Origin of the sequence: Micromonospora sp. NPDC049801 (genome assembly GCF_040656575.1) — a bacterium.
Taxonomy (GTDB): Bacteria; Actinomycetota; Actinomycetes; order Mycobacteriales; family Micromonosporaceae; genus Micromonospora.
In genome coordinates this window covers 558702-584445 of the sequence record NZ_JBFAMS010000001.1, presented here as the reverse complement: position 1 = coordinate 584445, position 25744 = coordinate 558702, and the positions used below count along the sequence as shown (strand labels likewise).

Annotated in this window: 24 protein-coding genes; 14 read left to right on the top strand and 10 right to left on the bottom strand. The window is 72.5% G+C overall.

The genetic code is table 11. The features are described 5' to 3' along the window. Positions 1-190: 190 nt before the first annotated feature. The 4 genes from AB0I89_RS02780 to AB0I89_RS02765 all read left to right on the top strand — a co-directional run bounded on the left by AB0I89_RS02780 (position 191) and on the right by AB0I89_RS02765 (position 2792). Positions 191-1081: a glycosyltransferase gene (locus AB0I89_RS02780; RefSeq protein ID WP_357119005.1), complete on the top strand. Its 891-nt coding sequence runs from the start codon at positions 191-193 to the stop codon at positions 1079-1081. Between the two features lie 22 nt (positions 1082-1103). Continuing rightward, the gene (locus AB0I89_RS02775; protein ID WP_357119002.1) at positions 1104-1250 is read left to right on the top strand and encodes an NAD-dependent epimerase/dehydratase family protein; all 147 of its coding nucleotides are present in this window, start codon (positions 1104-1106) and stop codon (positions 1248-1250) included. After that, the gene (locus AB0I89_RS02770; RefSeq protein WP_357119000.1) at positions 1207-1431 is read left to right on the top strand and encodes a hypothetical protein; all 225 of its coding nucleotides are present in this window, start codon (positions 1207-1209) and stop codon (positions 1429-1431) included. The genes AB0I89_RS02775 and AB0I89_RS02770 overlap by 44 nt, the downstream gene beginning before the upstream one ends. A 389-nt stretch (positions 1432-1820) precedes the next feature. Next, entirely contained in the window at positions 1821-2792 is a 972-nt protein-coding gene (locus tag AB0I89_RS02765) for a DNA primase small subunit domain-containing protein (protein ID WP_357119477.1), read from the top strand. Between the two features lie 53 nt (positions 2793-2845). On the opposite strand, the gene AB0I89_RS02760 is transcribed toward AB0I89_RS02765, so the two are convergent. Next, positions 2846-3328 (bottom strand): Lrp/AsnC family transcriptional regulator, encoded by a 483-nt coding sequence (locus AB0I89_RS02760; protein ID WP_357119474.1) that lies wholly within the window; start codon positions 3326-3328, stop codon positions 2846-2848. A 97-nt stretch (positions 3329-3425) separates the two neighbouring features. Between AB0I89_RS02760 and pdhA the strand changes: the two genes are divergently transcribed. The 4 genes from pdhA to AB0I89_RS02740 all read left to right on the top strand — a co-directional run bounded on the left by pdhA (position 3426) and on the right by AB0I89_RS02740 (position 8980). Further along, entirely contained in the window at positions 3426-4625 is a 1200-nt protein-coding gene (gene pdhA / locus AB0I89_RS02755; protein WP_357119471.1) for a pyruvate dehydrogenase (acetyl-transferring) E1 component subunit alpha, read from the top strand. Beyond that, complete coding sequence (locus AB0I89_RS02750; protein ID WP_357119468.1) at positions 4622-5626, top strand: alpha-ketoacid dehydrogenase subunit beta; 1005 nt, start codon at positions 4622-4624, stop codon at positions 5624-5626. Before pdhA ends, AB0I89_RS02750 begins: the two co-directional genes overlap by 4 nt. Further along, positions 5623-7164, top strand: a complete 1542-nt coding sequence (locus tag AB0I89_RS02745; protein ID WP_357118997.1) for a dihydrolipoamide acetyltransferase family protein — start codon at positions 5623-5625, stop codon at positions 7162-7164. Before AB0I89_RS02750 ends, AB0I89_RS02745 begins: the two co-directional genes overlap by 4 nt. Positions 7165-7300: 136 nt before the next feature. After that, a complete protein-coding gene (locus tag AB0I89_RS02740; protein WP_357119465.1) occupies positions 7301-8980 on the top strand; it encodes a right-handed parallel beta-helix repeat-containing protein in 1680 nt (559 codons plus the stop codon). A 116-nt stretch (positions 8981-9096) separates the two neighbouring features. Here AB0I89_RS02740 and AB0I89_RS02735 read toward each other — a convergent pair whose 3' ends face one another. Next, the gene (locus tag AB0I89_RS02735) at positions 9097-11196 is read right to left on the bottom strand and encodes a PQQ-dependent sugar dehydrogenase (RefSeq protein WP_357118994.1); all 2100 of its coding nucleotides are present in this window, start codon (positions 11194-11196) and stop codon (positions 9097-9099) included. 20 nt (positions 11197-11216) lie between these two features. Then, the gene (locus AB0I89_RS02730) at positions 11217-12191 is read right to left on the bottom strand and encodes a sugar phosphate isomerase/epimerase (protein WP_357118991.1); all 975 of its coding nucleotides are present in this window, start codon (positions 12189-12191) and stop codon (positions 11217-11219) included. Positions 12192-13058: 867 nt separating this feature from the next. On the opposite strand from AB0I89_RS02730, the gene AB0I89_RS02725 reads away from it, so the two are divergent. Beyond that, on the top strand, positions 13059-14327 hold the full coding sequence (locus tag AB0I89_RS02725; RefSeq protein WP_357118988.1) for an Ig-like domain-containing protein: 1269 nt from the start codon (positions 13059-13061) through the stop codon (positions 14325-14327). Positions 14328-14448: 121 nt separating this feature from the next. On the opposite strand, the gene AB0I89_RS02720 is transcribed toward AB0I89_RS02725, so the two are convergent. Then, entirely contained in the window at positions 14449-15465 is a 1017-nt protein-coding gene (locus AB0I89_RS02720) for an SMP-30/gluconolactonase/LRE family protein (protein ID WP_357118985.1), read from the bottom strand. A gap of 190 nt (positions 15466-15655) precedes the next feature. Here AB0I89_RS02720 and AB0I89_RS02715 point away from each other — a divergent pair, with 190 nt between their 5' ends. Continuing rightward, on the top strand, positions 15656-16078 hold the full coding sequence (locus AB0I89_RS02715) for an STAS domain-containing protein (RefSeq protein WP_357118982.1): 423 nt from the start codon (positions 15656-15658) through the stop codon (positions 16076-16078). A gap of 123 nt (positions 16079-16201) precedes the next feature. Here AB0I89_RS02715 and AB0I89_RS02710 read toward each other — a convergent pair whose 3' ends face one another. From AB0I89_RS02710 to AB0I89_RS02695, 4 genes are all read right to left on the bottom strand, one after another. Beyond that, entirely contained in the window at positions 16202-16594 is a 393-nt protein-coding gene (locus AB0I89_RS02710; protein ID WP_357118979.1) for an FKBP-type peptidyl-prolyl cis-trans isomerase, read from the bottom strand. A gap of 187 nt (positions 16595-16781) precedes the next feature. Continuing rightward, on the bottom strand, positions 16782-17330 hold the full coding sequence (locus AB0I89_RS02705; protein WP_357118976.1) for a hypothetical protein: 549 nt from the start codon (positions 17328-17330) through the stop codon (positions 16782-16784). A gap of 196 nt (positions 17331-17526) precedes the next feature. Then, positions 17527-18081: a hypothetical protein gene (locus AB0I89_RS02700; RefSeq protein ID WP_357118973.1), complete on the bottom strand. Its 555-nt coding sequence runs from the start codon at positions 18079-18081 to the stop codon at positions 17527-17529. After that, positions 18078-19148, bottom strand: coding sequence for an Asp23/Gls24 family envelope stress response protein (locus tag AB0I89_RS02695; RefSeq protein WP_357118971.1), 1071 nt, complete (start codon positions 19146-19148; stop codon positions 18078-18080). The genes AB0I89_RS02700 and AB0I89_RS02695 overlap by 4 nt, the downstream gene beginning before the upstream one ends. Positions 19149-19465: 317 nt before the next feature. On the opposite strand from AB0I89_RS02695, the gene AB0I89_RS02690 reads away from it, so the two are divergent. The 3 genes from AB0I89_RS02690 to AB0I89_RS02680 all read left to right on the top strand — a co-directional run bounded on the left by AB0I89_RS02690 (position 19466) and on the right by AB0I89_RS02680 (position 23616). After that, positions 19466-21082 (top strand): Ig-like domain-containing protein, encoded by a 1617-nt coding sequence (locus AB0I89_RS02690; protein ID WP_357118967.1) that lies wholly within the window; start codon positions 19466-19468, stop codon positions 21080-21082. 89 nt (positions 21083-21171) lie between these two features. Next, complete coding sequence (locus AB0I89_RS02685; RefSeq protein WP_357118964.1) at positions 21172-22038, top strand: hypothetical protein; 867 nt, start codon at positions 21172-21174, stop codon at positions 22036-22038. 291 nt (positions 22039-22329) lie between these two features. Next, the gene (locus AB0I89_RS02680; protein ID WP_357118961.1) at positions 22330-23616 is read left to right on the top strand and encodes a hypothetical protein; all 1287 of its coding nucleotides are present in this window, start codon (positions 22330-22332) and stop codon (positions 23614-23616) included. Positions 23617-23726: 110 nt separating this feature from the next. Here AB0I89_RS02680 and AB0I89_RS02675 read toward each other — a convergent pair whose 3' ends face one another. Continuing rightward, positions 23727-24074, bottom strand: a complete 348-nt coding sequence (locus tag AB0I89_RS02675; protein WP_357118958.1) for an Lsr2 family protein — start codon at positions 24072-24074, stop codon at positions 23727-23729. A gap of 155 nt (positions 24075-24229) precedes the next feature. Then, positions 24230-24838 (bottom strand): response regulator transcription factor, encoded by a 609-nt coding sequence (locus AB0I89_RS02670; RefSeq protein ID WP_357118955.1) that lies wholly within the window; start codon positions 24836-24838, stop codon positions 24230-24232. A gap of 98 nt (positions 24839-24936) precedes the next feature. On the opposite strand from AB0I89_RS02670, the gene AB0I89_RS02665 reads away from it, so the two are divergent. Beyond that, positions 24937-25668, top strand: coding sequence for a HAMP domain-containing sensor histidine kinase (locus tag AB0I89_RS02665; RefSeq protein WP_357118952.1), 732 nt, complete (start codon positions 24937-24939; stop codon positions 25666-25668). Positions 25669-25744: the final 76 nt, after the last annotated feature.

The following is a 25744-nucleotide window of genomic DNA, read 5'->3' as shown; positions in this document are numbered from 1 at the left end:
GTGCGGTTCGGGCGCGACGATGATAGCCCTCGGCGTAGACGTCGTCGGACCCGTCGGCCCGGCGTCCCGGGGCAATGTCGCGACGGCCCGGCAGGCCGGCTCGCCGGTACGGGATTCGCGTGGGATGACTGATAATGTGGCCCGCGCTCGTCGCGCACGTCCACCACGCACAGTAAGGTCCGGGGAGCAGATGATTGTCGACATCATGTTGCCGTACTACGGGAGCGTGCCCCTCATGCAGGCGGCGGTGCGCAGCGTGCTGGCACAGACCGACCCGGGCTGGCGGCTGACCGTGGTCGACGACGGCACCGAGCCGGGCGTGCCGGAGTGGTTCGCGCAGATCACCGACGAGCGGGTGCGCTACCAGCGCAACGAGCGCAACCTCGGCATCACCGGCAACTTCCGCAAGTGCGTCGGCCTCGCCGAACACGAGTACCTGGTGATGATGGGCACGGACGACATCATGCACCCCAACTACGTGGCGACCGTGCGGTCGGTGATCGAGCAGTACCCGGGCGTCGGCATGGTGCAGCCGGGAGTCGAGATCATCGACGCCGACGGCACGGTGGTCAACACCATCGTCGACGAGGCCAAGCGGCGGCTCTACGCACCGCGCGTCGAGTCCCGGACGCTGATGGGTGGCGAGGATCTGGCGGCCAGCCTGCTGCGCGGCTGCTGGTTATACTTCCCGTCGATCTGCTGGCGGACGGACGCGCTCAAGGCCGTCAACTTCCGCGAGGAGCTCCAGGTCATCCAGGACCTCGCGCTGGTGATCGATCTCATCCAGCGGGGCGAGCAGATGGCGATCGACACCACCCTGTGCTTCCAGTACCGGCGGCACGCGGTGAGCAAGTCTGCCGCCGACGCGATCGCCGGCACCCGGTTCACCGAGGCACGGGCGTTCTTCGTCGACGTCGCCCGGCGGATGGACGAGCAGGGCTGGCCGCGGGCGGCCCGGGCGGCCCGCCGCTACATGTCGTCCCGGCTGCACGCCATCACGCTGCTGCCGACGGCGATCCTCGCCGGCCGAATGACCGGTGTGAAGAGCCTGTCGCGGCACGCGTTCGGGCCAGGCCGATGAGCGACCACGACCGGGGGCGGTCATGATCGTCGCGCAGCGGCAGCCGGCGGCGGGCGGGTCGCGGCGGGTGGTGGTGCTGGGCGGCACCGGTTTCCTCGGCCGCCCCATCTGCCGGGCGCTGGCCAATGCCGGGCACACCGTCATCGCGGGGCGCCCGTACCCCGCGTGACATCGGGGCGGGCGTCACGGTCCGCGCCCTGGATCTGGCCGCCGCCGCCGACGTCGACGAGATCACCGCGCTGCTGCGTGACCTCGAACCGGACGTGGTGATCAACTCCGCCGGGCGGCAGGTGAAGGCTCAACGACGCGCAGTTGCTCGCCGGGCCCGCGGCGGGACTTCGTGGGCCTGAGCGACGTGGCCGCCGCCGTGCTGCTGGCCACGACCCGGCCCGCGGCGGCCGGCTACGTGATCAACATCGGTCGCGGGGTCGCCGCCAGCGTCCGTGACATGGCCCAGCTCCTCATCGACGTCAGTGGGGTGCCGACCGACCTGGTCGAGGCCGAGCAGACCGGTCCGGTCGAGTCGACCTGGCAGCGGCTGGACGTCGGGCTCGCCGCCGAGGTGCTCGGCTGGTCGCCGAGCGACGATCTGCACACCGAGACGAGCAGTTGTGGGAACACTCCGGCGCCGAGCTGTCCGCGACGCAGTCGGTCGGCGGCCCGTCGCCGCAGCAGCACGCCACGCTGGTCACCGGCCGGTAGCCCACCGGGTCCGCCCCCACGTCGTACCCTCGGGGGCGTGGCCACGGGGGCGGAGGAGATCCGGGTGGGGGAGCGGCTGGTCCGCGTCTCCAGCCCCGACAAGCCGTACTTTCCGGAACGTGGGCTGACCAAGCTGGACGTGGTCCGCTATTTCCTGGCGGTCGGCGACGGGATCCTACGGGCGCTGCGCGACCGGCCGACCATGCTGGAACGCTGGCCGCGCGGCGTCTTCGAGGGCGCGACGATCGCCACCCGGCAGACCAACCGCGGCGACGCGTTCTACCAGAAGCGGCTGCCGGCGGGCGCGCCCGAGTGGGTGCGCACCGCGCACATCACGTTCCCCAGCGGCCGGACTGCCGACGAGGTCGCGCCGAGCGAACTGGCCGTGGTGATCTGGGCGGCCAACCTGGGCACCCTGCGGTTTCATCCGTGGCCGGTGTCCGCCCGCGACGTGGAGCGCCCCGACCAGTTGCGCATCGACCTCGACCCGCTGCCGGGCGTCGGCTTCGAGCAGGTGGTGCCGGTGGCCCGGGAGGTGCGTGCGTTCCTCGCCGAGCTGGGCATGACCGGCTACCCGAAGACGACCGGCGGCCGGGGCCTGCACGTGTACCTGTCGATCGAGCCGCGGTGGAGTTTCGGCGAGTGCCGCCGGGCGGTGCTCGCGCTGGGGCGGGAGATGCAGCGTCGGCTGCCGGACCTGGTCACCACCACCTGGTGGCGGGACCAGCGGGACCGGCCGGTCTTCGTCGACTACAACCAGATGTCCCGCGACCACACCATGGCGTCGGCGTACTCGATCCGGCCGACGCCGCAAGCGTTGGTGTCGGCGCCGCTGGACTGGGCGGAGCTGGACGACGCCCGTCCGGAGGACTTCGACGTGCTCACCGTGCCGGCCCGGTTCGCCGAGCGCGGCGACCCGCACGCCGGCCTGGACGGCGACCGGCACTCGCTGGAGCCGCTGCTGGCCCTGGCCGACCGCGAGCGCCTGGAGGCTCCGCCCGAGGTGTAAGGAAGGGCCCCTTATTAGACACCAGGCGGTAATAGGGGGCCCTTCCTTACACCTCAGGCCCAGGGGCTCTGTGTGCCCTCGAACTCTTCGAAGACCAGCCACGACCTTGTCGACAGCACCCCGGAGATGCGCTGCACCCGGTCGAGTACGACGTCCCGCAGGGCGGCGTTGTCCGGCGCCCGGACCAGGGCCAGCACGTCGTGCTCGCCGCTGAGCAGCGCGACGTGCTCGACGTAGCGCACCTGGGCCAGCTCGGCCGACACCTCCCGCCAGGTGTTCTGCTCGATCGTCAACGCCATGTACGCCGAGGTGCCCAGCCCGGCCGCCTCGGGCGCGACCTGTGCCCGGAACCCCGTGATCACGCCGTCGCGCATCAGGCGCTCGACCCGCGCGTACGCGTTGGTGCGCGAGATGTGGATCCGTTCGGCCAACGTGCGCACCGACGTACGCCCGTCGCGGACCAGCTCGTCCACGATCCGCCGGTCGACCTCGTCCAAGGCTCGGACCGATCGTCCCGCTCCGGTCGCCTGGCCCACCCCGTCTCCGGTCTCCTGGCTCACCGATCTGCCTTCCGCATGCCAGACGTCCCGCCTTCTTCGTGGATCTTGAGTCAATCATCCGTCAGGCGGAAGCATAGGCTCACCACACGTCCCAGGAGGTCCCGCCGTGACGACCACACCCCAGGCGGTCCGCAGGGCATCCCCGCGCGCCCGTCGGACGGTCACCCCGCCCGACCCGGCGCGTCCGCTGCTGCCGGACGCCGAACCGGTCCGCCTGCTCGATGAGACCGGCACGCCGCTGCCGGCCCGCACCGACTACCCGGAACCGCCCGTCGAGGCGCTGCGGGAGCTGTACCGCCGGATGGTGCTCGGCCGCCGGTTCGACACCCAGGCGACCGCGCTGACCAAGCAGGGTCGCCTCGCCGTCTACCCGTCGTCCCGGGGCCAGGAGGCGTGCCAGGTGGCCGCCACGCTCGCCGTCCGCGACACCGACTGGGTGTTCCCCACCTACCGCGAATCGATGGCGCTGGTTGCCCGAGGCATCGATCCGGTCGAGGTTCTCACCCTGCTGCGCGGCGACTGGCACTGCGGCTACGACCCGACCCGGGTGCACACCGCGCCGCAGTGCACCCCGCTCGCCACCCAGTGCGTGCACGCGGCCGGCCTCGCCCACGGTGAGGCGTACCAGGGGCGCGACACCGTGGCGCTGGCCTTCATCGGTGACGGGGCGACCAGCGAGGGCGACTTCCACGAGGGCATCAACTTCGCCGCCGTGTTCAAAGCCCCGGTCGTCTACTTCGTGCAGAACAACAGGTACGCCATCAGCGTGCCGCTGTCCCGGCAGACCGCCGCGCCGTCGCTGGCGTACAAGGGCATCGGCTACGGGGTGCCCAGTGAGCAGGTCGACGGCAACGACCCGGTGGCCGTGCTCGCCGTGCTCACCCGCGCGGTCGCGCACGCCCGCGCCGGCAAGGGGCCGTTCCTGGTGGAGGCGCACACCTACCGGATGGAGCCGCACACCAACGCCGACGACGCCAGCCGCTACCGCGACGGCGCCGAGGTCGACGCCTGGCGGGACCGGGACCCGGTCGCCCGCCTCCAGGCCTACCTGCGCGCCCGTGGTGTGCTCGACGACGCGGCGGTCGCCGAGATCGCCGAGCAGGCCGAGGCGTACGCCGCGGACCTGCGCGCCCGGATGAACAGCCAGCCCACGGTCGACCCGCTGAGCCTGTTCGACCACGTCTACGCCGAGCCCACCCCGCAGCTCGTCGAGCAGCGCGAACTCATCCGCGCCGAGCTGGCCGCCGCACGCGACGAGGAGGGTGACGCCTGATGGCCACCACCATGGCGAAGGCGCTCAACACCGCGCTCGCCGACGCCCTCGCCGCCGACGAGAAGGTCGTCGTCTTCGGCGAGGACGTCGGGCAGCTCGGCGGCGTCTTCCGGATCACCGACGGCCTGCAGGCCCGCTTCGGCGAGAACCGCTGCTTCGACACGCCCCTGGCCGAGGCCGGCATCGTCGGCTTCGCCGTCGGCCTCGCCATGTCCGGGCTGCGGCCGGTGGTCGAGATGCAGTTCGACGCGTTTGCGTACCCGGCGTTCGAGCAGATCGCCTCGCACGTGGCGAAGCTGCGCAACCGCACCCGGGGCGCGCTCAGCGTGCCCATCGTCATCCGGGTGCCGTACGCGGGTGGGATCGGCGGGGTGGAGCACCACTGCGACTCGTCCGAGGCGTACTACGCGCACACCCCCGGTCTGAAGGTCGTCACCCCGGCGACCGTCGACGACGCGTACTCCCTGCTGCGGGAGGCGATCGACGACCCCGACCCGGTGGTCTTCATGGAGCCCAAGAAGCTCTACTTCGCCAGCGCCGAGGCGGCCCTGCCGACGCGGACCGAGCCGTTCGGCCGGGCCGTCGTGCGCCGGCCCGGCCGCGACGCCACCCTGGTGGCGTACGGACCGGCGGTGCCGGTCGCCCTGGAGGCCGCCGAGGCCGCCCGCGAGGAGGGCTGGGACCTGGAGGTCGTCGACGTGCGCACCATCGTGCCGTTCGACGACGCCACCATCACCGCCTCGGTCCGGCGTACCGGCCGGTGCGTGGTCATCCAGGAGGCGCCCGGCTTCGCGGGCGTCGGCGCGGAGATCGCCGCCCGGGTGCAGGAGCGCTGCTTCCACGCGCTGCACGCCCCGGTGCTGCGGGTGGCCGGGCTGGACATCCCGTACCCGGCGCCGATGCTGGAGCACACCCACCTGCCCGGCGTGGACCGCGTCCTCGACGCGGTCGCCCGCCTGCAGTGGGACGACCAGCCCGACGCGCGTTGGGCGGCGGCATGACCACCGTCGAGCGGACCCAGGTCTTCCTCCTGCCCGACCTGGGCGAGGGGCTGAGCGAGGCCGAGATCGTCGAGTGGCGGGTCGCCGTCGGTGACGTCGTCGAGGTGGACCAGAGCGTGGTCGAGGTGGAGACCGCCAAGGCGGTCGTCGACGTGCCCTGCCCGTACGCCGGACGGGTCGTGACCCTGCACGGCGCGGCCGGCGAGGTACGCCCGGTCGGCCAGCCGTTGATCACCATCGCGCCGCTGGACGGCGGCGGCGACGAGCCCGCCGGGCACGCCACCTACCGTGAGGAGGAGCGGGCCGGCTCCGGCAACGTTCTGATCGGGTACGGCACCGGGCACGGCGGCGCGACGCGCCGTCGCCGCCGGCCGCGCCTGACCCTCGCCCCCGACCCGACCGACGCCGCGCCGACCGCCACCGGCCCGACCGGCGTTGGCGCGAGCGAGGTTGGCGCGATCGGCGCTGGCTCGGCCGCCGCCGGTCCGGTCGGTGTCGGTCCGGCCGTCACTGGCTCGGCCGTCACTGGCTCGGCCGTCACTGGCTCGGCCGTCACTGGCCCGGCCGGTACCGGCACGGTCGGGGTTGACCGGCCCGGCGCGAGTCCGGCCTCCCACTCCGCTGCCGCCGACGGTGGCGCGACGGTTGGTGCCCAGTCGTCGAGTGCCCTGGTCATCTCGCCGATCGTGCGCCGGCTGGCCCGCGAGCGCGGCGTCGACCTCGCCACCGTGCGGGGCACCGGACCCGGCGGCGTGATCCGCCGCGCCGACGTGGAGGCGGCCTCGACCGCGCCCCGGCTCGCCGCCGTGCCGGAGCCCCACGTCGCCCTGGCCCCGACCGGGGACGGCGACGTGGTCATCCCGCTCACCGGCATCCGCAAGGTCATCGCCGACAAGCTCTCCCGCAGCCGGCGGGAGATCCCCGAGGTGACCATCTGGGTCGACGTGGACGCCACCGGGCTGCTGGAGACCCGTGCGGCGATCAACGCGGCGACGCCCGACGCCCCGGTGAGCATCCTGGCCCTGCTGGCCCGGATCTGCCTCAGCGGCCTGCGCCGGTACCCGCAGCTCAACGCCCGCGTCGACACCGAGGGCCAGCGGATCGTCCAGTCCGCCGGCGTGCACCTGGGTATCGCCGCGCAGACGGACCGGGGCCTGCTGGTGCCGGTGCTGCGGGACGCCCAGCGGCTCACCACCGCCGAACTGGCCGCCGCGCTGGCGGAGACCACCGCCGCGGCGCGGGCCGGGACGCTCGCGCCGGCCCGGCTCACCGGCGGCACCTTCACCCTCAACAACTACGGGGTGTTCGGCGTGGACGGCTCCACGCCGATCATCAACCACCCCGAAGCGGCGCTGCTCGGAGTGGGGCGGATCGTGGACAAGCCGTGGGTGGTCGACGGGCAGTTGGCCGTCCGCAAGGTCACCCAGTTGAGCCTCACGTTCGACCACCGGGTGTGCGACGGCGGGGTGGCCGGTGGCTTCCTGCGGCACGTCGCAGACTGCGTGGAGCGCCCGGCGCTGCTGATCGCCGCCGTCTGACGCGTACCCCCTGGGCCCCGACGTCGCCCGCGCGGCGTCGGGGCCGGCGCGTGCCCCGGGGTTTCCCGGCCGTGTCATTGGGAAGTCGGCCCCGCCGGTACGCGCCGGACGCGTCGAAGGGAGCCGACCCGTGGCCGTGGCGAACGAGCTGCTACTCAACTCGATCCGCGTCCGCCGGCCCGCCGCGGCCGGCGCGCCGCTCTACTGCGACGCCCGGGAGTACGGCCTGACCGGTGACGGCGCGACCAACGACCAGCCGGCGTTGGCCGCCCTCGTGGACCGCCTCGGTGCGGGGTACGCCTCGGACGGTCGGGCCCGCGTCATCTACTGCCCGCCCGGCATCTACTCGATCCGCGACGCCGGAACGGTGTGGCGCAGCGGCGTCTCGCTGGTCGGGGCCGGCCCGGCGGCGACCCGGTTCATGCTCAGCAACGAGGGCAACCGCGCCGACCCGACCCCACTGGCGTTCTGGACCACCGTGCAGCACGGCGCCGACCGGGACCGCCACATCGCCGACTGCACCTTCGCCGACTTCCAGATCGACGGCTCGGGCGTGGCGATGGCCGAGTACAACTACCTCGCCAAGGGGTTGGGCCTGCAGTACGTGGTGCGCGGCGTGTTCCGCAACCTCTACATCCACCACACCGCCGCCACCGGGCTGGGCTGCGACTTCCTGCAGGACTCGCTGATCGACGGCGTGGTCGTGGTCGGCTGCGGCCGACTGGACAACGGCGAGCAGATCGGCGGCGCCGGGATCGGCGTGGGCATCGGCGGGTGGGGCTCGGTGGAGCGCCTCACCATCGCGAACTGCACCACCCTCGCCAACGGCACCAACGGCATCTTCCTCGAACTGCAGAAGGACTACTGGACGCCGCCGCGTGGCTACCGCATCATCGGCTGCCACAGCCAGGGCAACCGGTTCGGCATCTCCGACTGGGGCGCCGACGGTCTCATCGTCTCCGCCTGCACCATGGCCGGCAACCTGGAGGCCGGCTTCGACATCTCCGCCCAGGGCACCGCCGGGGTGGCCGGGCGGGGTGGGTTGGTCGCCGACTGCGTCATCGACGGCAACATCCGCGACGGGGTCAGCGTCGGCAACACCCCGGGCCCGTACACCATCCGGGGCAACCGGATCAGCGGCAACGGTCAGCACGGCTACCACGCGTACGACCTCGGGCGGGGCTACCAGGGCCCGGTGCGGGACGTGGTGATCGAGAGCAACGACTTCTGGGGCAACGGGCTGGACGCCATCCGGATCGGCCACCAGATGACCGACGCGGTGCTGCTCAACAACCGGATCCGCAACAACGGCCGACAGTACGCGCAGGCCGCCAGCGGTAGCGGCGAGACCGTCCGCTACGCCGAACGGTCCGTGGTGGACCGGTCCGCGAACTGGCCGCACGACGGTCACCGCGGCAAGGTCCTGCGGGTGGGGCGGGCCGTGGCGATGGTCGCCGCGAACACCGGCGACGAACTCACCCTCGCCCCGGTGCGTCCCGACGGCATCAGCGCGTGGAGCGGGGACATCCCGCCTCCGGGGTGCGGGTACGAGCTGTCCGCCGCACCCGAGCGGCGGGCCGGCATCACCATCGACGCGGCGTTCGACTCGGCCACCATCCGCGGTAACCGGATCTGGGACAACCACGAGGACCGGACCCAGACCCACGGCCTGTGGATCACCGGTCGGGGGAGCTGCGTGGACTGCCGGGTCGAGGACAACGACCTGGCCGGCAACGCCGACGACGGGATGTGCCTGGACACCCCGCCGGTGGGCGGACGCTGGCGCGACAACCACGTCGACAACGACTGGAGCTGACCGGCGCTCGCGTCGACTGGAGCGAGGTGCCCTCCGGCCGGCAGGCCCCGGGCCGCGACGCGAGGCGGCGGCGACCGGAAGTATCTCCGAACGCCGCCGCCGTCACTGTCGACAGGTCAGCCGGCCAGGCCGGCCACCGGCGTGGGATCGAGCACCACGGTCGCCGTGGCGCTCTGCGGCGGCACGCCCGGCTCCGTCGGCGCGTCGGTGTACTCCGCGACGAACACCGCGGTCAGGTTGTCCGCGCCGCTGTGCCCACCGTCGAGGAAGGTGGGGATGGTGCCCGAGCAGCCGGTCGCCGTGGAGAGCGGATGCCCGTGCTCATCGTGGCCGAGCACGTAGGTGACCTTCACCCGCGAGCAGTCCACCGGAAGGTCGTCGGTGACCTTGATCTCGTACGCGACCGTCTGCCCGAACTGGAAGGGCTGCCCGGCCACCGGGGCGACGAACTCGATGACCGGCGCGGTCGGCCCGACCACCAGCGGCAGGGTCGCCGAGGCCGAGCGTCCGGTGCGGTCGGTCACCTTCAGCGTCGGCGTGTACGAGCCGTTCTCCTGGAACGTCCACGACGGATTGGGGTCGGTGCTGTCCACCGAACCGTCCGCGTCGAAGTCCCACGCGTAGCTCAGCTTGTCGCCGTCCGGGTCGGTGGTGCCGGCGCTGGAGAACGCGACGGTCAGCGGGGCCTGCCCGACGGTCGGGGTACCGCTGATCTTCGGGATCGGCGTCCGGTTGCCCCGGACGAAGTCGATCCGCGACAACTGCGCGTCCGGGTTCTCGGCGAAGTAGCCGTCGCCGTACTCCAGGACGTAGAGCGCGCCGTCCGGACCGAACTCCATGTCCATCGGGTTGTCCACCACGATCGACGGCGCCACCGGCCGGATGTCCGTGACGTCGCCGTCGGCGTCGAGGCGGAACTCCTTGATGTAGTCCCGGGTCCACTCGTAGAACAGCGGCACCCCGTCGTAGTAGGCCGGCCACCGGGTACGCGACGTGCTGGTCCCGTCGTAGTCGTACGCCGGGCCACCCATCGGGGCGATGCCGCCGGTGCCCAGCTGCGGGAACTCGGCCGAGGCGGCCGCCGAGTACCAGACCTGCGGGGCCTCGACCGGCGGCAGCACGCGCTTGCCCGTGTTGTGCGGTGAGTCGTTCACCGGGCGCGTGCAGTTGAACTTCGGACCGGACACGCCGGTGGCGAAGTCGTAGTCGCGGTAGGCGATGGTCGGCGTCACGCAGTACGGCCAGCCGTAGTTCGCCGGCTTGTCGACCACCATCCACCGGCCGTGCCCGGCCGGCCCGCGCTGCGGGTTCGCCGTGGAGGCGTCGGGGGAGTAGTCGCCCACGTACACGTCGTCGGTGCGCCGGTCGACCGCGAAGCGGAACGCGTTGCGCAGCCCCATCGCGTAGATCTCCGGTCGGGTCTGCGCGGTGCCCGGCTTGAACAGGTTGCCCGCCGGCACCGTGTACCCGCCACCGGACTTCACCTTGATGCGCAGCAGCTTGCCGCGCAGGTCGTTGGTGTTGGCCGCGGTGCGCTGGGCGTCGTACGCCGGGTTCCGGTCGGCCCGCTCGTCGATCGGGACGTAGCCGTCGGAGGCGAACGGGTTGGTGTCGTCACCCGTCGACAGGTACAGGTTGCCCTTGCTGTCGAAGTCGATCTGGCCGCCGACGTGGCAGCAGATCCCCCGGTCGGTCGGCACGTCGATGATCTGCTGCTCGCTGGCGAGGTTGAGCTTCATCCCCTCCAGCTTGAACCGGGACAGCCGCAGCGCGCCCTTGAACCGCTGCCAGTCCGCCGCGGTGCCGACCTCCGGCGCGTCCCCCTCGTTGACGTCCGGCGTGGCCGGGTCGTCCACCGGGGTGTCCATGGGTGGTGAGTAGTACAGGTACACCCACTTGTTTTGGGCGAAGTTCGGGTCGATTGCGATGCCCTGCAACCCCTCCTCGTCGTGCTGGTACACGTCGATGTCGGCGGCGAGGGTGTTGAGCCCGGTGCGCGGGTCGTTGATGCGTACCTCGCCGGTCCGGGAGGTGTGCAGCACCCGCAGGTCGGGCAGGACGGCGAGGCTCATCGGCTCGCCCGGGAAGTCGTTGAGCGTCACCTTCTGGAAGCTGCTGTCCGGTGGCGGAGCCGGCGCGGCGGTCGCCGCCGTCGTCGGCGCGACCAGGCCGGCGGTCACCAGGAGCAGGGCGGACGCGAATGCGGTTCTGTTCATCAAATAGCCCTTCACGGTGCTCAGTACCGGAGCGAGGCGAGATATTCGAAGCCGACCCGGGCGGTCTCGAGGGCGTCGGCCGGCACCCGCGGCGAGGTGCCCGCGTCGTCGCGCTCCACGATGTACTCCTCGATGCCCGCCTCGCGCTCGTGGGCGAAGATGCGACCGAAGTCGATGACGCCGTTGCCGAGATCGGCGAAGCCACCCTCGACGTCCAGGTCCTTGACGTGCACCTGACGGATCCGCCCCCGGTTCTCCCGGATGACGTCGACCGGGTCGTGCGCTCCCCGCCAGGTCCAGTAGAGGTCCAGCTCGAAGTGGACCAGCCGGGGATCGGTCTGCCCGGTGAGGATCTCGAAGCCGGTCGAGCCGTCGGTCAGCGGCACGAACTCCAACTGGTGGTTGTGGTAGCCGAAGTCGAGGCCCGCGCGCTCGGCGAGCCGGCCGGCCTGGTTGAGGTCCCGGGCCAGGGCCCGGTAGATGGCCGGGTCCCGGTACGGGCGGCCCTCGGCGTCCCGACCGAAGTACGGGTGCACGATCTTCTTGGAGCCCAGCGTGTTGGCGTCGGCCAGGGCGCGTTCCCAGGTGGCGGCGTCGAACGGCTGCGGGATACCGGTGTGCCCGGAGGTGGCCCGCAACCCGGCGGCGTCGAGCGCGGCGCGGAACTCCGCGGCCGTACGCCCGACGAAGCCGGCGTGCTCCACCCGTCGGTAGCCGATGCGACGCAGGGCGGCGAGGGTGCCCGGCAGGTCGGCGGCGAGCTGGTCGCGCAGGGTGTAGAGCTGGATGCTGATGCGGTCCACCGGCACCCGACGCCGGCCGTGGGACTGACCTGCGGCGGCGGTGTCACCGGCGGGCGCCGCGTTGGCCGGGCCGGCGAAAAGCCCGGCAGCGCCGACAGCGGCGGCGGAGACGGTCGCGGCGCGGAGCAACCCTCGCCGACTGACCGACTCGGACGCCCCGGTCGACTCCGAGCGGTTGGCCTGGTGATCCATGGTGGTGGTTCCTTCCTGACGGATGGCGTGCCGTCGGCAGCGGTCAACCGGCTGCCCGTACCGGGACGCGCCGAACCGGCCGGAGATGTGCTCCGGCGTGGACGGTGTGGACGACGCGTTATTCCGCGGTCGGCGACCCTCTGGGCGGACCGCGGCCGACCCCGGCAGGGGCGGCAGGCAGGCTGATCGACGAATGGGCAACCCTCTATCTGGAAAGCGACCCTACCCTTGACCATGGACAAAGGCAAAGCTCCCTCACGATCAGCAGAAGTTTCGCTCCACCTGACAAAAGTCCGCCCACCAGGTGCGCGACCCCAGAACCCACGCCCCGCACCCGCCGCGCCGATCTTGCACTTTCTGCGCCGACATACCGGACTTGCCTGCCGATAACGGCAACCGAAAGTGCAAGATCGGCGCGACGGGTGGGGTGGGACCCGGGACTTGCTCCCTCGGGCGGGCTCAGCTGCTGCTCGTGGGTTGTGGGGCTGCCAAGATCCGCGCAACATCGGGGATCTTGCTGCCTCCCGCCGGCCGGAGGCAGCAACATCGGGGAAGTTGTGCGGATCTTGACCAGCCCAGCCCAGCCCAGACCGGTCCGGCCGGTCGTGTGCCTGCTGCGGCAGTCGTGCACCTAGGGCGATAGGGGCGGGAGTGGCGGCGGCGTGGTCGGACCGGACGTTGGGGTCGGCGGGCATGCGGGCGGCCGGAGAGCACCCACAACCGGCAGTGGTGCGCTTTCTCGGCAAGCGGCTCAGTGGCGGAAAATGCGTCGATAAATGCGCTCGCGATTATCTCCGAATGCCCTGAATGCTCCCGTCGAGGCGGCCAGAATATGAGTGAGGGAAGCCGAAAACGGGGGGACTGAACATGACGTCTAGGCGGCGATTGACGCTGTTGGCGGTAACTGTCGCGGCCGCACCGCTCGTGTTGGGCGGGTGCACCATCGGTCGGGACCCGGTGGCCGGTCCGGCCAAGCGGCACGCCGCGCCGCCGGAACTCACCGTCACGCCGGGCGACAAGACCCGCGAGATCCCGGTCAGCGCCGAGGTCGGCACGGTGGTCAAGGGCGGACGGGTCACCGCTGTCCGACTCACCGACGACAAGGGCGCGCAGGTTAAGGCGGAGCCGCGTGAGGATGGCTCGGGTTGGGTGCCGAGCGCGCCGCTGCAACCCCGGCGCACGTACACCGCGGAGGTGACGGCGACCGGCGACTCGGGTGCGACGACGACGCGGACCACCACGTTCACCACGATGGCCACGTCGACGAAGCCGCAGGTGACCAGCACGCTCTATTTCGTCGGCAACCGGACGTACGGTACTGCCATGCCGGTAACGGTGGCGTTCGACCCGGCAATTCCGAAAGAGGCCAGGGCGGATGTGCAGCGCCGGTTGTTCGTGAAGACGAATCCGCCGCAGCCGGGCACCTGGTCGTGGCTGGACGACGGGAGTCAGGTCTATTACCGGGCACCCGATTTCTGGCGACCCGGGACGACGATCAGCGTCCGGGCCGGTCTGCAGGGGCTGCCGATCGGTAAGAAACTGATGGGGGACGCCGAGCGGACCGCCACCTCGAAGATCGGCAAGCAGGTCTCCTTGGAGATCGACAACGCCACGAAGCAGATGTCGGTGCTGCGCGACGGCAAGCTGGTCCGCCGGATCCCGGTCAGCCTGGGCAAGCCGAGTACGCCGAGTTCCAGCGGCAAGATGGTGATCATGGAGAAGCACGAGCGGACCACCTTCGACACCCGGGGTGAGCCGAACGGCGGCTACGTGGTCGACGTCGACGACGCCCAGCGGCTCACCTGGGGCGGCGAGTTCATCCACTCGGCGCCCTGGTCGGAGGGCGAGCAGGGCTACACCAACACCTCGCACGGCTGCGCGAACGTCTCCGCCACCGCCGCCGACTGGTTGATGGGCGTGACCCAGGTCGGCGACCTGGTCACCGTCAAGGGCACCGAGGTCGAGTTGCAGCCCGGCAACGGCTGGACGGCGTGGAACGTGAGCTGGGACGAGTTCGTCCGGGGCAGCGCGTTGCCGGTGCCTCCGGGGCTCAAGCCCGCGCCGGCCGCCCCGGCGCATCCGGGGGCGGTCGCCGGCGGGTCGCCCGCCCCGGCGCCCTCGGTGAGCGGCCGCTGACAGACACCCTTCGGGCCGGTCCACCCACGCGGTGGGCCGGCCCGCTCGCCTTCGCGGGGGCGGGGACCGCCGCCGTCGGGGCCGGCCGCCGCCCGGGGGCGTCGGGCGCGGGCCAGGCTCGTCACCCCAGGGGTACGCGGGCCACGCCGGACCCGGTGAGGCTGCCCAACCAGAGGTGGTCGCCGTGTTGTCGTACCCCGGTGATCATCGAGTAGTGCCCGGCCGGGCCGTGCAGCGTACGACGGACCGTGCCCTCGCCGTCGACGAGCGCGACCAGCCCGTAGCGGCGTGGCTGCGGCTGCATGGCGTCGGGCAGCAGCGCGGCGAGCTGGCGCAGCCGTGGGTGCGGCAGCAGCCGTTCGGCGAGGGGCACGCGGGGGCTGGGCAGGGCGATCCAGTACGTGCCGTCGCCCACGGCGCAGAGATTGTCCGGGTACGCGGGCAGGTCGGCGAGCACCCGCACCCCGCCGCTCAGCTCGACGCGCAGCAGCCGGTGGGTGGTGGTCTCCACCAGCATCAGCGCCGACTCGTCGGGCGTCAGGGCGATGCCGTTGGGAAAGTACAGCCCCTCGGCCACGACCTCGGTGCGCCCACTGCCCGGGTGGTGGGCCAGCACCCGGCCGTTGGGGCGGTGCTCCAGCAGGTCCCGTTTCCAGTGCGAGACCGGAAACCGGTCCGACGAGTCGGTGAAGTAGACGGTGCCGTCGCGGGCCACCGTCGCGTTGTTGGCCAGGTGCACGGGCGGCGCCGTCCCGGTCAGCTCGCGGACCGTTCCGTCCGGCGTGACCCGTAGCAACCCGCGGTACGCGTCGCAGACGACCAGGGCCTCCCCGGACGGGTCCAGCTCGATGCCGAGCGGCCGGCCGCCGGTCTCGGCCAGCAGCCGTCCCCGGGTGCCGGCCGGCGCGTCGACCGGCCACCACCAGAGGTTGCCGTCCTCGTCGCCGCTGACGACCCGACCGGCCGGGTCCACGAGCACGTCCTCGGGCCCGACGGCGCCTTCGGGAAGGGGCAGGAGGTCGACCTGGTCGAGGCGGCGATCGGTGGCCGCCCACACGCCGCGAAGCGGAGGCGGGACGGTGGCCGGTTCGCGGACGGACCGGATCAACCGTGGCGGCCGGGGGCGGGGGATCACCATCGCCCCATTCTCCGACGCTGATGCGGGGCGTGCCCGGTACGGCGCGCCACCTGGTCGTTCGGCCGACCCCGACGCCCCTGGCCTCCACCCTCGGGCGGATGAGGGGAAGTCTGGGGGATGACCCTGGACGTACCCGGAATCACTCCCCGGACGGGCGAAACTGTCGGTGGTGGGGGCTAGATTTCAGGGCATGGAAGAGCGCAGCGACCGGATCGACGTGCAGGTCAGCGTGGGTGACCAGGCGGTCCAGGTGCGGGTGGCCGGTGAGGTCGACATCGCCACCGTGGCCGTGTTCCGGTCCGCGCTGTGGTCCGCGCCGGCGCGTCCGGTCGTCCAGCTCGAGCTGTCCGGGCTCCGGTTGCTCTCCGCCGCCGGGGTGCGGGCCCTGCTGGCCGCGCATCTGCGCGTCCGGGGCCGGGGCGGCGAGCTGGTCGTGGTCGATCCGACGCCGGTGGTGGCCCGCGTGTTGCGCGCCACCGGCCTGCACCGGGTGATGCCGATCCTCGAGCCCGCCCGGGTGGTCGAGGCCGCCCGTCGTGCGGCGCCGGCCGATCTGGTCGTGCCCGTCCGCCGTCCGCCGGCCGCGCCCGGTGACCTGGTGCTGGCGGCCTGACCCTGACAGGGCCGAGGGCCGGGGACGCTGAGTCCTGTGGAGCGACGCTGACCTTCTGTGGCCGGGTCTGACGTGCGAAGGGGCCGCCCGGCGTCGAGCCGGACGACCCCCGCGAGGTGTCGGTCAGCGCACGCCGAGCAGGTCGACGATGAAGATCAGCGTCTCGCCCGGCTTGATGACGCCGGCGGCGCCACGGTCGCCGTACCCCAGGTGCGGCGGGATGGTGAGACGCCGCCGGCCGCCGACGCGCATGCCGGCCACGCCCTGGTCCCAGCCGGCGATGACCTGACCGCCGCCGAGCGGGAACTCGAACGCCTCGCCCCGGTTCCACGACGAGTCGAACTCGCCGCCCGTGGAGTGCGACACGCCGACGTAGTGGACGCTCACCAACTGGCCGGGCTCGGCCTGCGGGCCGTCGCCGACGGTGATGTCCTCGATCACGAGGTCGGCCGGCGGCGCACCCTCGATCGGACCCACCTCGGGCTTGCCCGATCGGGCGCCTGCTGCCTGGTTCATGCGGGATCTCCTGCCGTGTTGCGGTGATGTGTCCGGTCACCGTCGATCCTGCCGGATCGCCGACGGCCGATGTACGCCACACCCGTGAACCGACTGCGGATGATCGACACGGTTCCCCACGGGCCCACGGGCGCACGCGCACGTTCGCGGGCGTCACCCCGGAGGGTGACGCCCGCGTCGGAGGGGCTCACCGGAGCCAGGGCGCCTGCCGGACGATCGGCAGCTTCGCCCACACCTTCCCGAGGCCCCAGGTGTCGCCGGCGTTGACCAGCGCCAGGGCGGCCAGCACCGCGGCGTAGATCAGGTGGTCGTCCATGAAGAGGTTGTTCTCCGGGGGCAGGACGGCGGTCCACATGAGGACCAGCAGCAGTCCGCCGGCTACGGCCGCGACCCGCATGCCGACACCGAGCAGGAGCGCGACGCCGATCCCGGCGAGGCCGACCATGAACAGCCAGTCCGCCCAGGCGGCGCCGGCGATGTTCGTGTACATGTCCTTGAACGGACCGGCGACCCCGAAGGTGAGGAAGCCCTTGGTGGGGCTGCCCCCGTTGATCCAGGCGTTCTTCGACTCGGTCTCGTGGCCGAGGCCGAACAGCTTGTCGAGGAATGCCCAGAGGAAGATCCAGCCGAGCGCCATCCGGGTGCCCGCCAGGACGTACCGGGCGGCCTTTGCTCGGGTGGTGTCGGTCGCCGCAGCGGGGGTCCCGGCGGTGGTCCGGTCGATCGTCGTGGTCATGGTGTCCACGTCCCTTCTCAGCCTCGCACCGCGCTTCCCGGTGGCACCTCCAGTGGACGCCCTCGGCCCCTCGGGGCGGCAGGGCCGACCGGACCGCACCGGCCCGGGACCTTGGACCCCTGACGGCTGGGCCGGGTGGCACCGCGGCGGGGTGGTCGGCCGTCGGGCCGCGCGCTGACCCGTACGGACGCTCGGCTCACGGCCGGTCCGGCTCGATCCGGGCCGTCACGTCGAGGTGCGCGGGTGCGCAGCCGGCCGTCGTGGCGAACCGGCGGACCGCGGCGTGGACGTGCTCGCGGACCCGCGCGGCGGGGGCGTCGCTGCTCAGGTCCACCTGGACCCACACGTCGGGTCGCGGTGGCGGGCCGGTGAGCACGACCCGGGCGCGGCGTACCCCGGCCGCCCGGACCAGGTCCCGTTCCAGGGCGCGTACGAGCACCTCGGTGGACAGCCGGGTGCGACCGGGACGGTTGCCGGGGTGGCTCAGCATGCCCCGCAGGGGCCGGTCGGGTCGGCGTACCGTCCGGTGCAGCAGGCGCTGGCCGGCGACGGCGGTCAGCAGCCCGGCCACCGCGGCGGCCAGGGTGCTCCAGGGCGTCGCCAGCCGCCACGCGTCGACCAGGCCGCCGCCGAGCAGGACCGGGTCGCCGCCCGACAGCGCGCCGGCGCCGATCGTCAGCGCGGTCGCCCCACCGGCCACCAGCAGCAGCGCGACGATCGTCCACAGCAGGCGGTGTGCGGCGTCGGTCATGCCGGTCCCCGGGAGGGCAGCAGTCGGATCTCGACACGGTCGACGCGCGGCCGGGCGAGCCGGCGCAGCTCCTGGCGCACGGCGAACTCGACCTCGGCGCGGGCCGCGGGGTCGCCGGTGGCGTGCAGCCGGGGCCGCCACCGGTCGCCGTGCCGTCGGACGCGCACTCTCGTCCGGCGTACGCCCGGCACGGTGTCCACCGCCTCGGTCAGTCGACGTTCCACACACCGTCGGCGCAGGTGCCAGCCGTCGCGTTCGTCGACCCGCAGCCGGACCGGCGTCCACCGACGCAGTTGAGCGGCCAGGACGACGAGGCCCAGCAGGACGGCCGCGCCGGCCGCCACCCGCACGCCCGGATCGGCCCAGCGGGTGCTGGTCAGCGCCTCGTACCAGCCGGGGCGGACGAGCAGCGGCGTCGGTACACCGAGCGTCACCAGCAGCGCCTGCGCGGCCAGCAGGGCGCCGCCGGCGAGCAGGACCACACCGAGCAGGAATGAGGCAGCCCGGTTGACGGTCGCCATGGTCAGCTCTCCCCGCGTGGTCGAGGGGCGGAGAGTGGCCTCGTCCGAGCCGGGCACCACGAGATCCCGCACCGTGATCGTCACCGCGACGACGGTGTGGCCGGTGTCGGCGTACACCCGGTCGGCGACCGCGCGCCGGACCGCGTCGGCGACGGCGGGCAGGTGGTGTCCGTACTCGGTGATGAGGTCGAGGTCGAGGCCCACGGTCCGGTCGTCCACGCGGACGGTGACCGGTCGGACGTCGCGGATGCCCGGCACCCGGCCGGCGGCGGCGACGGCGCTCCGACCGACCTGCGCTGCCGCGTCCGTGTCGCGGCGCGGTGGTTCGGCGCCCGGCAGCGCGTCGCCGGCCGGCGTGGCCCGGGTGGAGGTGGGCCGCCCGGGAAGCCGGTGGTGTCGTTCCGCCCGATCCGTGGTCGGTCGACGGCGGATGGTCGGCTCGCCGGCCGGTCGCGGGTGCCGGGGCCGGCGCGGATGCTCCCCCTCGCGTCGGCGGGGACGCGGCCCGCTCGCGGCGAGGGCGCCGAACCGCAGCTGTCGCGACATGCTCCGACCTCCCAGCCGATCCGCTTCGGGCGACCTCGCTGGATACACCCCGGCAGGTCGACTGGAACGCGACAGCAGTGTGATACAGGTCACAGTCGGCTGCCGACGTGGCGTGGTCCGTGTCCCCTTCACGCGCTTCTACCCGGTTGTAATACGCGTCTGAGGAGGCCGCCATGCGTGTACCCGGGCGCGGCCAGCGGCGTGGAATTGGCGTCGACGCCCTTCCTCGGGGTGGCGACGCAGCCCTGCGCGCCTTGACGTCCGACACCGGCCGGGGCGACGATTCCAGTGACGAATATCGATGACGGGGGTCGTTGATGAGAAATCGGGTTGTCTCGCTGGCTGTCGTGGCGCTCGTCGCCGTCACGGGTGCTCTCGCCGTGGTTCTCCCGGCCTCCGCCGCCAGCGGGTGCGCGGCGGAGCTCCTGGTCTACGCCCGGTACTCGTCGATGCTGCGTGGCGAACTCAGGGTGCACAGTTTCGGTCGGCCGCTCGCGGAGTGGACGCTGCGGTTCCCGCTGCGCTACCCGACCGAGCAGATCAAGAACGTCGAGGGCGTGCGCTGGGAACAGCACGGCGCGCAGGTCACGATCCGTAACCTGCCCGGTGTCACGCTGCCGGCCGACAAGACGGTGTCCTTTCCGTATGCCATGACGCACGGGGTGGTCTGGACCAGCCAGCCGCAGGAATTCACGCTCAACGGCGTCACCTGCACGACCTCCGTGCCCGCGCCTCCGCCCCCGTCGAGCCCACCGCCGACTTCGCCGAGTCCGCGGCCGAGCGGGTCGCCCAGCCCCACCCCCGACCCGAACCGTCCGTCCGTGCGGATCATCAAGCCCGAGGAGGGCGACCACTTCTTCGCCCCGGCCACCATCACCGTGGAAGCCGCCGCCACGGCCGCGCCCGGCCGACGGATCACCCGCGTCGAGTTCTTCGGCTGGGGCAGCTGGTCGGACAGCATCTCGCTCGGCACCGACACCACCGCGCCGTACACCGCACGGTGGCGTGATCTGCCGGCCGGCCTCTACAGCGTGAATGCCCAGGTGTACGACGACCAGGGCGCGACGCTGAGCAGCGAGAAGAGTATTTCCGTGCGGGTGTTGACACCCGGCGAGGAGCGGCAGGCGCCGTACGTCAGCGTGGTCCGCGACCAGCTCTGGGGCATCTCCCCGGTCATCGACACGGCGGCGCCCCGACGCCTGACGCCGCTCGTGCGCACCGGAGCGGAGGCCCGTTGCGTGCAGGGGCGCGGCATCTGGGACGGCCCGGTCGACGCCACCGCCGTGGCCGGGCTCGCCGCACGCGGCGTGCAGGCGGTGTACATCCCCCTCAACGAGGCCTGTTGGCTGGGCCTGTCGTACGTCGACCCCCGCTACGGCGGGGAGCCGTACCGGCAGGAGATCGTGGCGTACACGCAACGGTTGACGACCGCCGGCATCACGCCCATCGTCGCGCTCGCCTGGAGCCACGGCCGCTACACCGGGCCGGGGGCGACCTGCCGGGACGAACGCGCCGTCTGCGCCAAGCCGATGCCGGACGCCGCGTACGCGATTGACTTCTGGCAGAGCGTCGGTCAGGCCATCTTCGATGAGACGGTGGTGTTCGACCTGTTCACGGCCCCGTACCCGGATCGGGCCATCGCCGACCCGGCACTGGCCTGGACGTGCTGGCGCTCGGGCGACCAGGCGTGCGCCGCGCTCGGCTATCCGACGGTCGGCATGCAGCAGTTGCTGGCCGCGCTCCGAAGCGGTTCCCGGAGCGTGGCGCTGGCCAGTGGCCTGAACGGCGGCAACGACCTGTCCCAATGGGCCGCGTACGTGCCGGACGACTGGTTCTACAACGTCGCGGCGGCGTGGCGGCCGACAACGCCCGGGGGCTGCCACCCGCCGACCCTGCCGCAGGCGCCCGTCGTCGTCACGGCCGTCTGCCGCTAGCGCGGCGGCCGGCGGGCCGCGCCACCGGAACGGGTGATCGACCGCCTAGACTCGGCGCGGTTCGACCGACCGGCGGATGGATCAGGCAGATGACGAGCACCGACGAGCGCGGCTGGCTGCGGGCGTTGCCCGCCGATGGTGGACGCGACGCGCTGTTCAGCCGCGCCGGCCACCGGGTGTACGGGACGCGTCGGCTCAGCGAACTGGTGCAGGGGCGTCCGCCGGGTGTGACCGGCAGCCAGTGGGGCTCGGCCAGCCGAACGGCGTTCGACCTCGTGGTCTGCGCGCCCGACACCCAGCGGCCGGTCGTCGCCGTGACGATCGGACCGGTCCCGCTGCCCGGGTCGGCCGAGCAGCGCGCCGAGCGGCTCGCCGACGCCGTGGGCGCGGCCGTCGGCCTGCCCGTGCTGCGCATCGGGTCGCCGACGCTGCGGGCCGCCGAGCACGGCCGGCGTCTGATCGAGTACGTGCTCGACGCGCGCGCCTACGCGGCGGGCGGCACCGGGGACGAGCCCGCCCCGGTGGGTTTCCGCGACATCCTCGGTCGGCTGCCCGACGGGCGGACCGGCCCGGTGAACGACCTCGGCGCGTTGACCCGGGCGGCGGCCGTCGAGGCGTACGTGGCCGGGCAGCTCGCCGACCCGATCGTGCGCGGGCTGCACGTGCGCTGGATCGAGGGTCCGGCGCAGGGATGGAGCTGGGTCCAGCCGCGCCTGGACGGCTGCCTCGTCGAGCGAGTGTCGATCACCGCGCAGCGATTCTCGTGCGGTGTCGACGAGGCCCGCCTGGCCGAGGACCTGGCGGCCGTCGCGATCGGTGAGCGGCTGCGCGTCGCCCGGTCGGCGGACCCGGGCCTGCTCGCGCGTGCGGACCTCACCGCCGAGATCGCCGCGCTGAGCCGCCGCCGCGACGAGCTGGTGGGCGGTTTCGCCTTCGATCACCTCTGCGTGGACTGACCGCGACTCTCCGCTGCCCAAGACCGCTCGGCTCCCGATCCGTTCGGGTGCCGAGCATTTTTCTGTGGGGTGGTTGAACCTTCCCCGTCGCCGTCCCGTACTCCTGCGCGAATGAAGAGGATCTCCCCAACCGCGTCGATCGGGCGCGGGCGACGGTGCGGAAAGGGCATCGTCGGCCGTCGACACGTTACCGGGTAGGTCGCGGTGGCCGCCACCGTGGCGTGCCATCTCACATCCGTCGGTCCGCCGAGGGCAGGAATCCACTACCGGATCGAGAAGGAGAGCAATTCGATGCGCAGGTCCACTCGGGCGCGCCGGTCACCCGGCATCGCGCGGAGCAAGCGTCTGCTGGCCGTTGTCGGCACGCTGGTGGTCTTCGGTGGAGTAGTCGCCGTCACCCAGATTTCGTCGGCCCAGGACCGGCGGACGAACAAGCCCCGGCCCGTCGCCGGGCAATGCGTGGAACCGAGCCCCGGCTCGACCGCGCCGAGCGGCACCTCGACCAGCCGTACGTGGCAGAACGGTCGGTGGGTGCGCAACCACTGGGGTGACGGTCAGGAGTCGGTCGCGGAGTGCGAGGACGGTAAGGACGGCACGGTCGGCACCGGCTCGGCCATCGCCTGTCCGGATGTTCTGTCCAAGCTGCCGCAGGTGCCGGAGCGGGCGCGTGCCGAGGTCGACCGTAACCTCGCGCAGTTGCAGACCCAGATCGCCGAGGCCGACCGCCGGCTCGCCGCCGAGGGCAACAAGGGTAAGGCGTTCATCGACAACGCGATTCTGCGGCCGTTGGCCGACAAGCGTAAGGCGGTGCTGGACCGCATCACGACCGCCATCGACCGGGTCGGGCCCCGCCCGCAGGGCCTGGCGCAACTCGCCCAGTGTCAGGTGCAGCCGACCGGTAACAACAACGGTGGCGGCAACAATGGTGGGAACACCGGCGGCGGTACCAACAACGGTGGGAACAACGGCGGTGGCAACACCGGCGGTGGGAACAACGGCGGTGGCAACAACGGCGGCAACGCTCCCGGCGCTGGCCTCGGTGTGCTGGCCAACAACTGCGACGAGAGCAAGTTGGAGCCGCACAACGGTTTCCAGCTCGGCAACCGTTGCGTGAGCACCGAGTTCGGTGAGGTCGGCGCCGCCGCCAACAACCCGTCGCTGCTGATCACCCAGTTCCCGCAGCAGGTCGGCCGCAACCAGCCCTTCACCCTGCGGGTCAGCACCAAGAACCTGGTCCGGGACCGGTTCCTGGCGGCCGGCCAGGGTGGCTACTACGTGGAGAGCTCGCTGCTCAACGCCCAGGGCCTGGTCCGGGGTCACTTCCACACCGCCTGCCGGATGCTGGACAGCCTGACCGCGCCGCCCGAGCCGCAGGAGGTGCCGGCGTTCTTCGTCGCCACCGAGGACGGCCGCGGTGGCGCCCAGCCGGACGAGGTGACCATCCAGATCCCGGGTCTGCCGGAGTCGGGCACCGCGCAGTGCTCGGTCTGGGCCGGTGACGGCTCGCACCGTCTGCCCATGATGGAGCGGGCCAACCAGACCCCGGCGTTCGACTCGATCCGCGTCACCGTCAACTGACCGGTCGATGAGCGGCCGGCCACCCGGGTGGACAGCACCCCGGGTGGCCGGCCGCGCACACAGCGACGGGGTCCCGCCGTTTTGGCGGGACCCCGTCGCTGTGCCGTGCGTCAGCGGTTCTTGTACGCCTCGACGACCTCGACCGGGATCCGGCCCCGCTCGGAAATCTTGTAGCCGTTCTTGACGGCCCATTCCCGGATCGCCCGGTTTTGTTCGCGGTCCATTCCCGCGCCGGTGGGTCGCCCCGGCCGCCGAACTGCCCGCGCGTTCTCCGCCGGGCCTCGGCCGATCCGCCGGCCCGCATTGATGTATGGGTCCAGCGCCTTACGCAGGACACCCGCATTCTCGTCCGAGACGTCGATGGTGTACGCGACGCCGTCGAGACTGAACTCGACCGTCCGATCGGCCTTCCCGCCGTCGAGGTCGTCGGTCAGCACCGTGATTACTTTTCTCGCCATTGCCGATTACTCCCTGTGTGTGGCGGGATGTTTCCAAAGTCTGACCTATCACCCGGGGAATCCGCAACAATGTGCGTGCCATTCATTTCGGCGCGTCGCGATTGAGTGGGCCACAAAACAGCGAACTGGCCGTAATCGCAGGTCCCGGTGCGGTGTCAATCGGTGAGCAGACCGGCGTGGCCGGCGACCGCCGCCGCCTCCGCCCGGTTGGCGACCCGCAGCTTGCGCAGCAGAGCGGCGGTCATTCGTTTCACCGTCCGTTCCGACACGTGCAGTTCCTCGGCGATGTCGACGGTGCTGCGCCCGATCGCGATCGCCCGCAGCAGACGGCGCTCCTCGGCGTCGAGGTCGACGGACGCCGTCCGGGCGGGTCCGAGGAGGGCGCGCAGCAGTTCCGCCGGCAGGACTGCCCAGCCGTCGAGGATGGCCAGCAGCGGGGGTAGCAGCTCCTCCGGTTCGCTGGTCTTCGGCAGAAATCCCTCCGCGCCGGCCCGCAGCGCCTCCAGTGCGGGCGCTGGGTCGGTCGAGCCGGACATGGCGACCACCCGTACGCGGGGGGTGGTCCGCCGGATGGCGGCCACCGCCCGGACGCCGCCGGGTGGTGGCATGTGCAGGTCGACCAGCGCGAGGTCGGGATGGCAACGACTGATCATGCCGGCCGCCGCGGCGGCGTCCCCGGTCGAGCCGACCACCTCGGCGCGTCCGTCGGTGGTCACCGGAAGCAGCAGCTCCAAGCCACGGACGAACAGGGGGTGATCGTCCACGACAGCGAGTCTGAGGTTGGGGGCGTCCGGCATGTCTGGGCCGTTCCCCAGCGGGTACCGATCATGCGGGTATGCACCGATCGGGGGGAGTCGGATGGATGCGCGCACGCCAGGGGTGGCAGGGCCGGTTGCGAGGATTGCGACGCGCCGGGTCCGGACCGGGCATCCCACCGTCCCCGGAGGTCGACGCGGACCTGCTGCTGCGGGTGTTGTGTCACGAGTTCCGTACCCCGGTCAGCGCGCTGACGTCGTTGACCCGGGCGCTGGCCGATGACCACCGGCCGCTGACCGGCGCTGACCGGCGGGCGGTCATCGCGCTGGCCCGCGACCAGGCCGTCCATCTGCAGGGCCTGCTCCGCGACGCGACGGCCGGCGCCGGCGCGCTGACGCCGGTGGCCCAACCGGAAGCGACCGTGCCCCTGGCCGGCCTCCTGCGTGAGGCGGCCGCGTTCGTGCCGGCGGGCCGGCGTCGGGTCCGCGCCACCCGACGGGCGGCCTGCTGGCCGGTACCGGCCGGCCGCACCCGGCAGGTGCTGGGAAACCTGGTGGAGAACGCGCTGCGGCACGGGCCGGCGAACGGGCGGGTCGGGCTCTACGCCGCGCTGCGCGGCCCCGGCCTGAGCATCGTGGTCACCAACGAGGGGCGGGTGGACGACGGGCTGCTGGTGGCGCTGCGCCGTCCGGCCCCCGTGGTCGGCATGTCCGGGCTGGGGTTGTGGATCGTGCGGCACCTGGTGGCCGCCGACGGGGGAGCGCTGCGGGCGCACCGGTTGCGCCCGCGGGGCGTGGCGCTGGAGGTGCTGCTGCCGGCGGTCGGACCGCTGCGCTGACCCGTGCGGGACACGCATTGGCCCGGCCGGGTCAGCGGGATGGGAATCGTCCTTGGCGCCAGCAACCCGGTGCCGA

Bases quoted from the DNA above. Each gene is read 5' to 3' on its own strand.
- AB0I89_RS02685 (WP_357118964.1), top strand. From the start codon at position 21,172: ATGACGAGCACCGACGAGCGCGGCTGGCTGCGGGCGTTGCCCGCCGAT.
- AB0I89_RS02715 (WP_357118982.1), top strand. From the start codon at position 15,656: ATGGAAGAGCGCAGCGACCGGATCGACGTGCAGGTCAGCGTGGGTGAC.
- AB0I89_RS02705 (WP_357118976.1), bottom strand. From the start codon at position 17,330: ATGACCACGACGATCGACCGGACCACCGCCGGGACCCCCGCTGCGGCG.
- AB0I89_RS02770 (WP_357119000.1), top strand. From the start codon at position 1,207: ATGCCGGGCACACCGTCATCGCGGGGCGCCCGTACCCCGCGTGACATC.
- AB0I89_RS02690 (WP_357118967.1), top strand. From the start codon at position 19,466: ATGAGAAATCGGGTTGTCTCGCTGGCTGTCGTGGCGCTCGTCGCCGTC.
- AB0I89_RS02730 (WP_357118991.1), bottom strand. From the start codon at position 12,191: ATGGATCACCAGGCCAACCGCTCGGAGTCGACCGGGGCGTCCGAGTCG.
- AB0I89_RS02695 (WP_357118971.1), bottom strand. From the start codon at position 19,148: ATGTCGCGACAGCTGCGGTTCGGCGCCCTCGCCGCGAGCGGGCCGCGT.
- AB0I89_RS02745 (WP_357118997.1), top strand. From the start codon at position 5,623: ATGACCACCGTCGAGCGGACCCAGGTCTTCCTCCTGCCCGACCTGGGC.
- AB0I89_RS02725 (WP_357118988.1), top strand. From the start codon at position 13,059: ATGACGTCTAGGCGGCGATTGACGCTGTTGGCGGTAACTGTCGCGGCC.
- AB0I89_RS02680 (WP_357118961.1), top strand. From the start codon at position 22,330: ATGCGCAGGTCCACTCGGGCGCGCCGGTCACCCGGCATCGCGCGGAGC.
- AB0I89_RS02665 (WP_357118952.1), top strand. From the start codon at position 24,937: ATGCGCGCACGCCAGGGGTGGCAGGGCCGGTTGCGAGGATTGCGACGC.
- AB0I89_RS02735 (WP_357118994.1), bottom strand. From the start codon at position 11,196: ATGAACAGAACCGCATTCGCGTCCGCCCTGCTCCTGGTGACCGCCGGC.
- AB0I89_RS02675 (WP_357118958.1), bottom strand. From the start codon at position 24,074: ATGGCGAGAAAAGTAATCACGGTGCTGACCGACGACCTCGACGGCGGG.
- AB0I89_RS02775 (WP_357119002.1), top strand. From the start codon at position 1,104: ATGATCGTCGCGCAGCGGCAGCCGGCGGCGGGCGGGTCGCGGCGGGTG.
- AB0I89_RS02700 (WP_357118973.1), bottom strand. From the start codon at position 18,081: ATGACCGACGCCGCACACCGCCTGCTGTGGACGATCGTCGCGCTGCTG.
- AB0I89_RS02780 (WP_357119005.1), top strand. From the start codon at position 191: ATGATTGTCGACATCATGTTGCCGTACTACGGGAGCGTGCCCCTCATG.
- AB0I89_RS02710 (WP_357118979.1), bottom strand. From the start codon at position 16,594: ATGAACCAGGCAGCAGGCGCCCGATCGGGCAAGCCCGAGGTGGGTCCG.
- AB0I89_RS02720 (WP_357118985.1), bottom strand. From the start codon at position 15,465: ATGGTGATCCCCCGCCCCCGGCCGCCACGGTTGATCCGGTCCGTCCGC.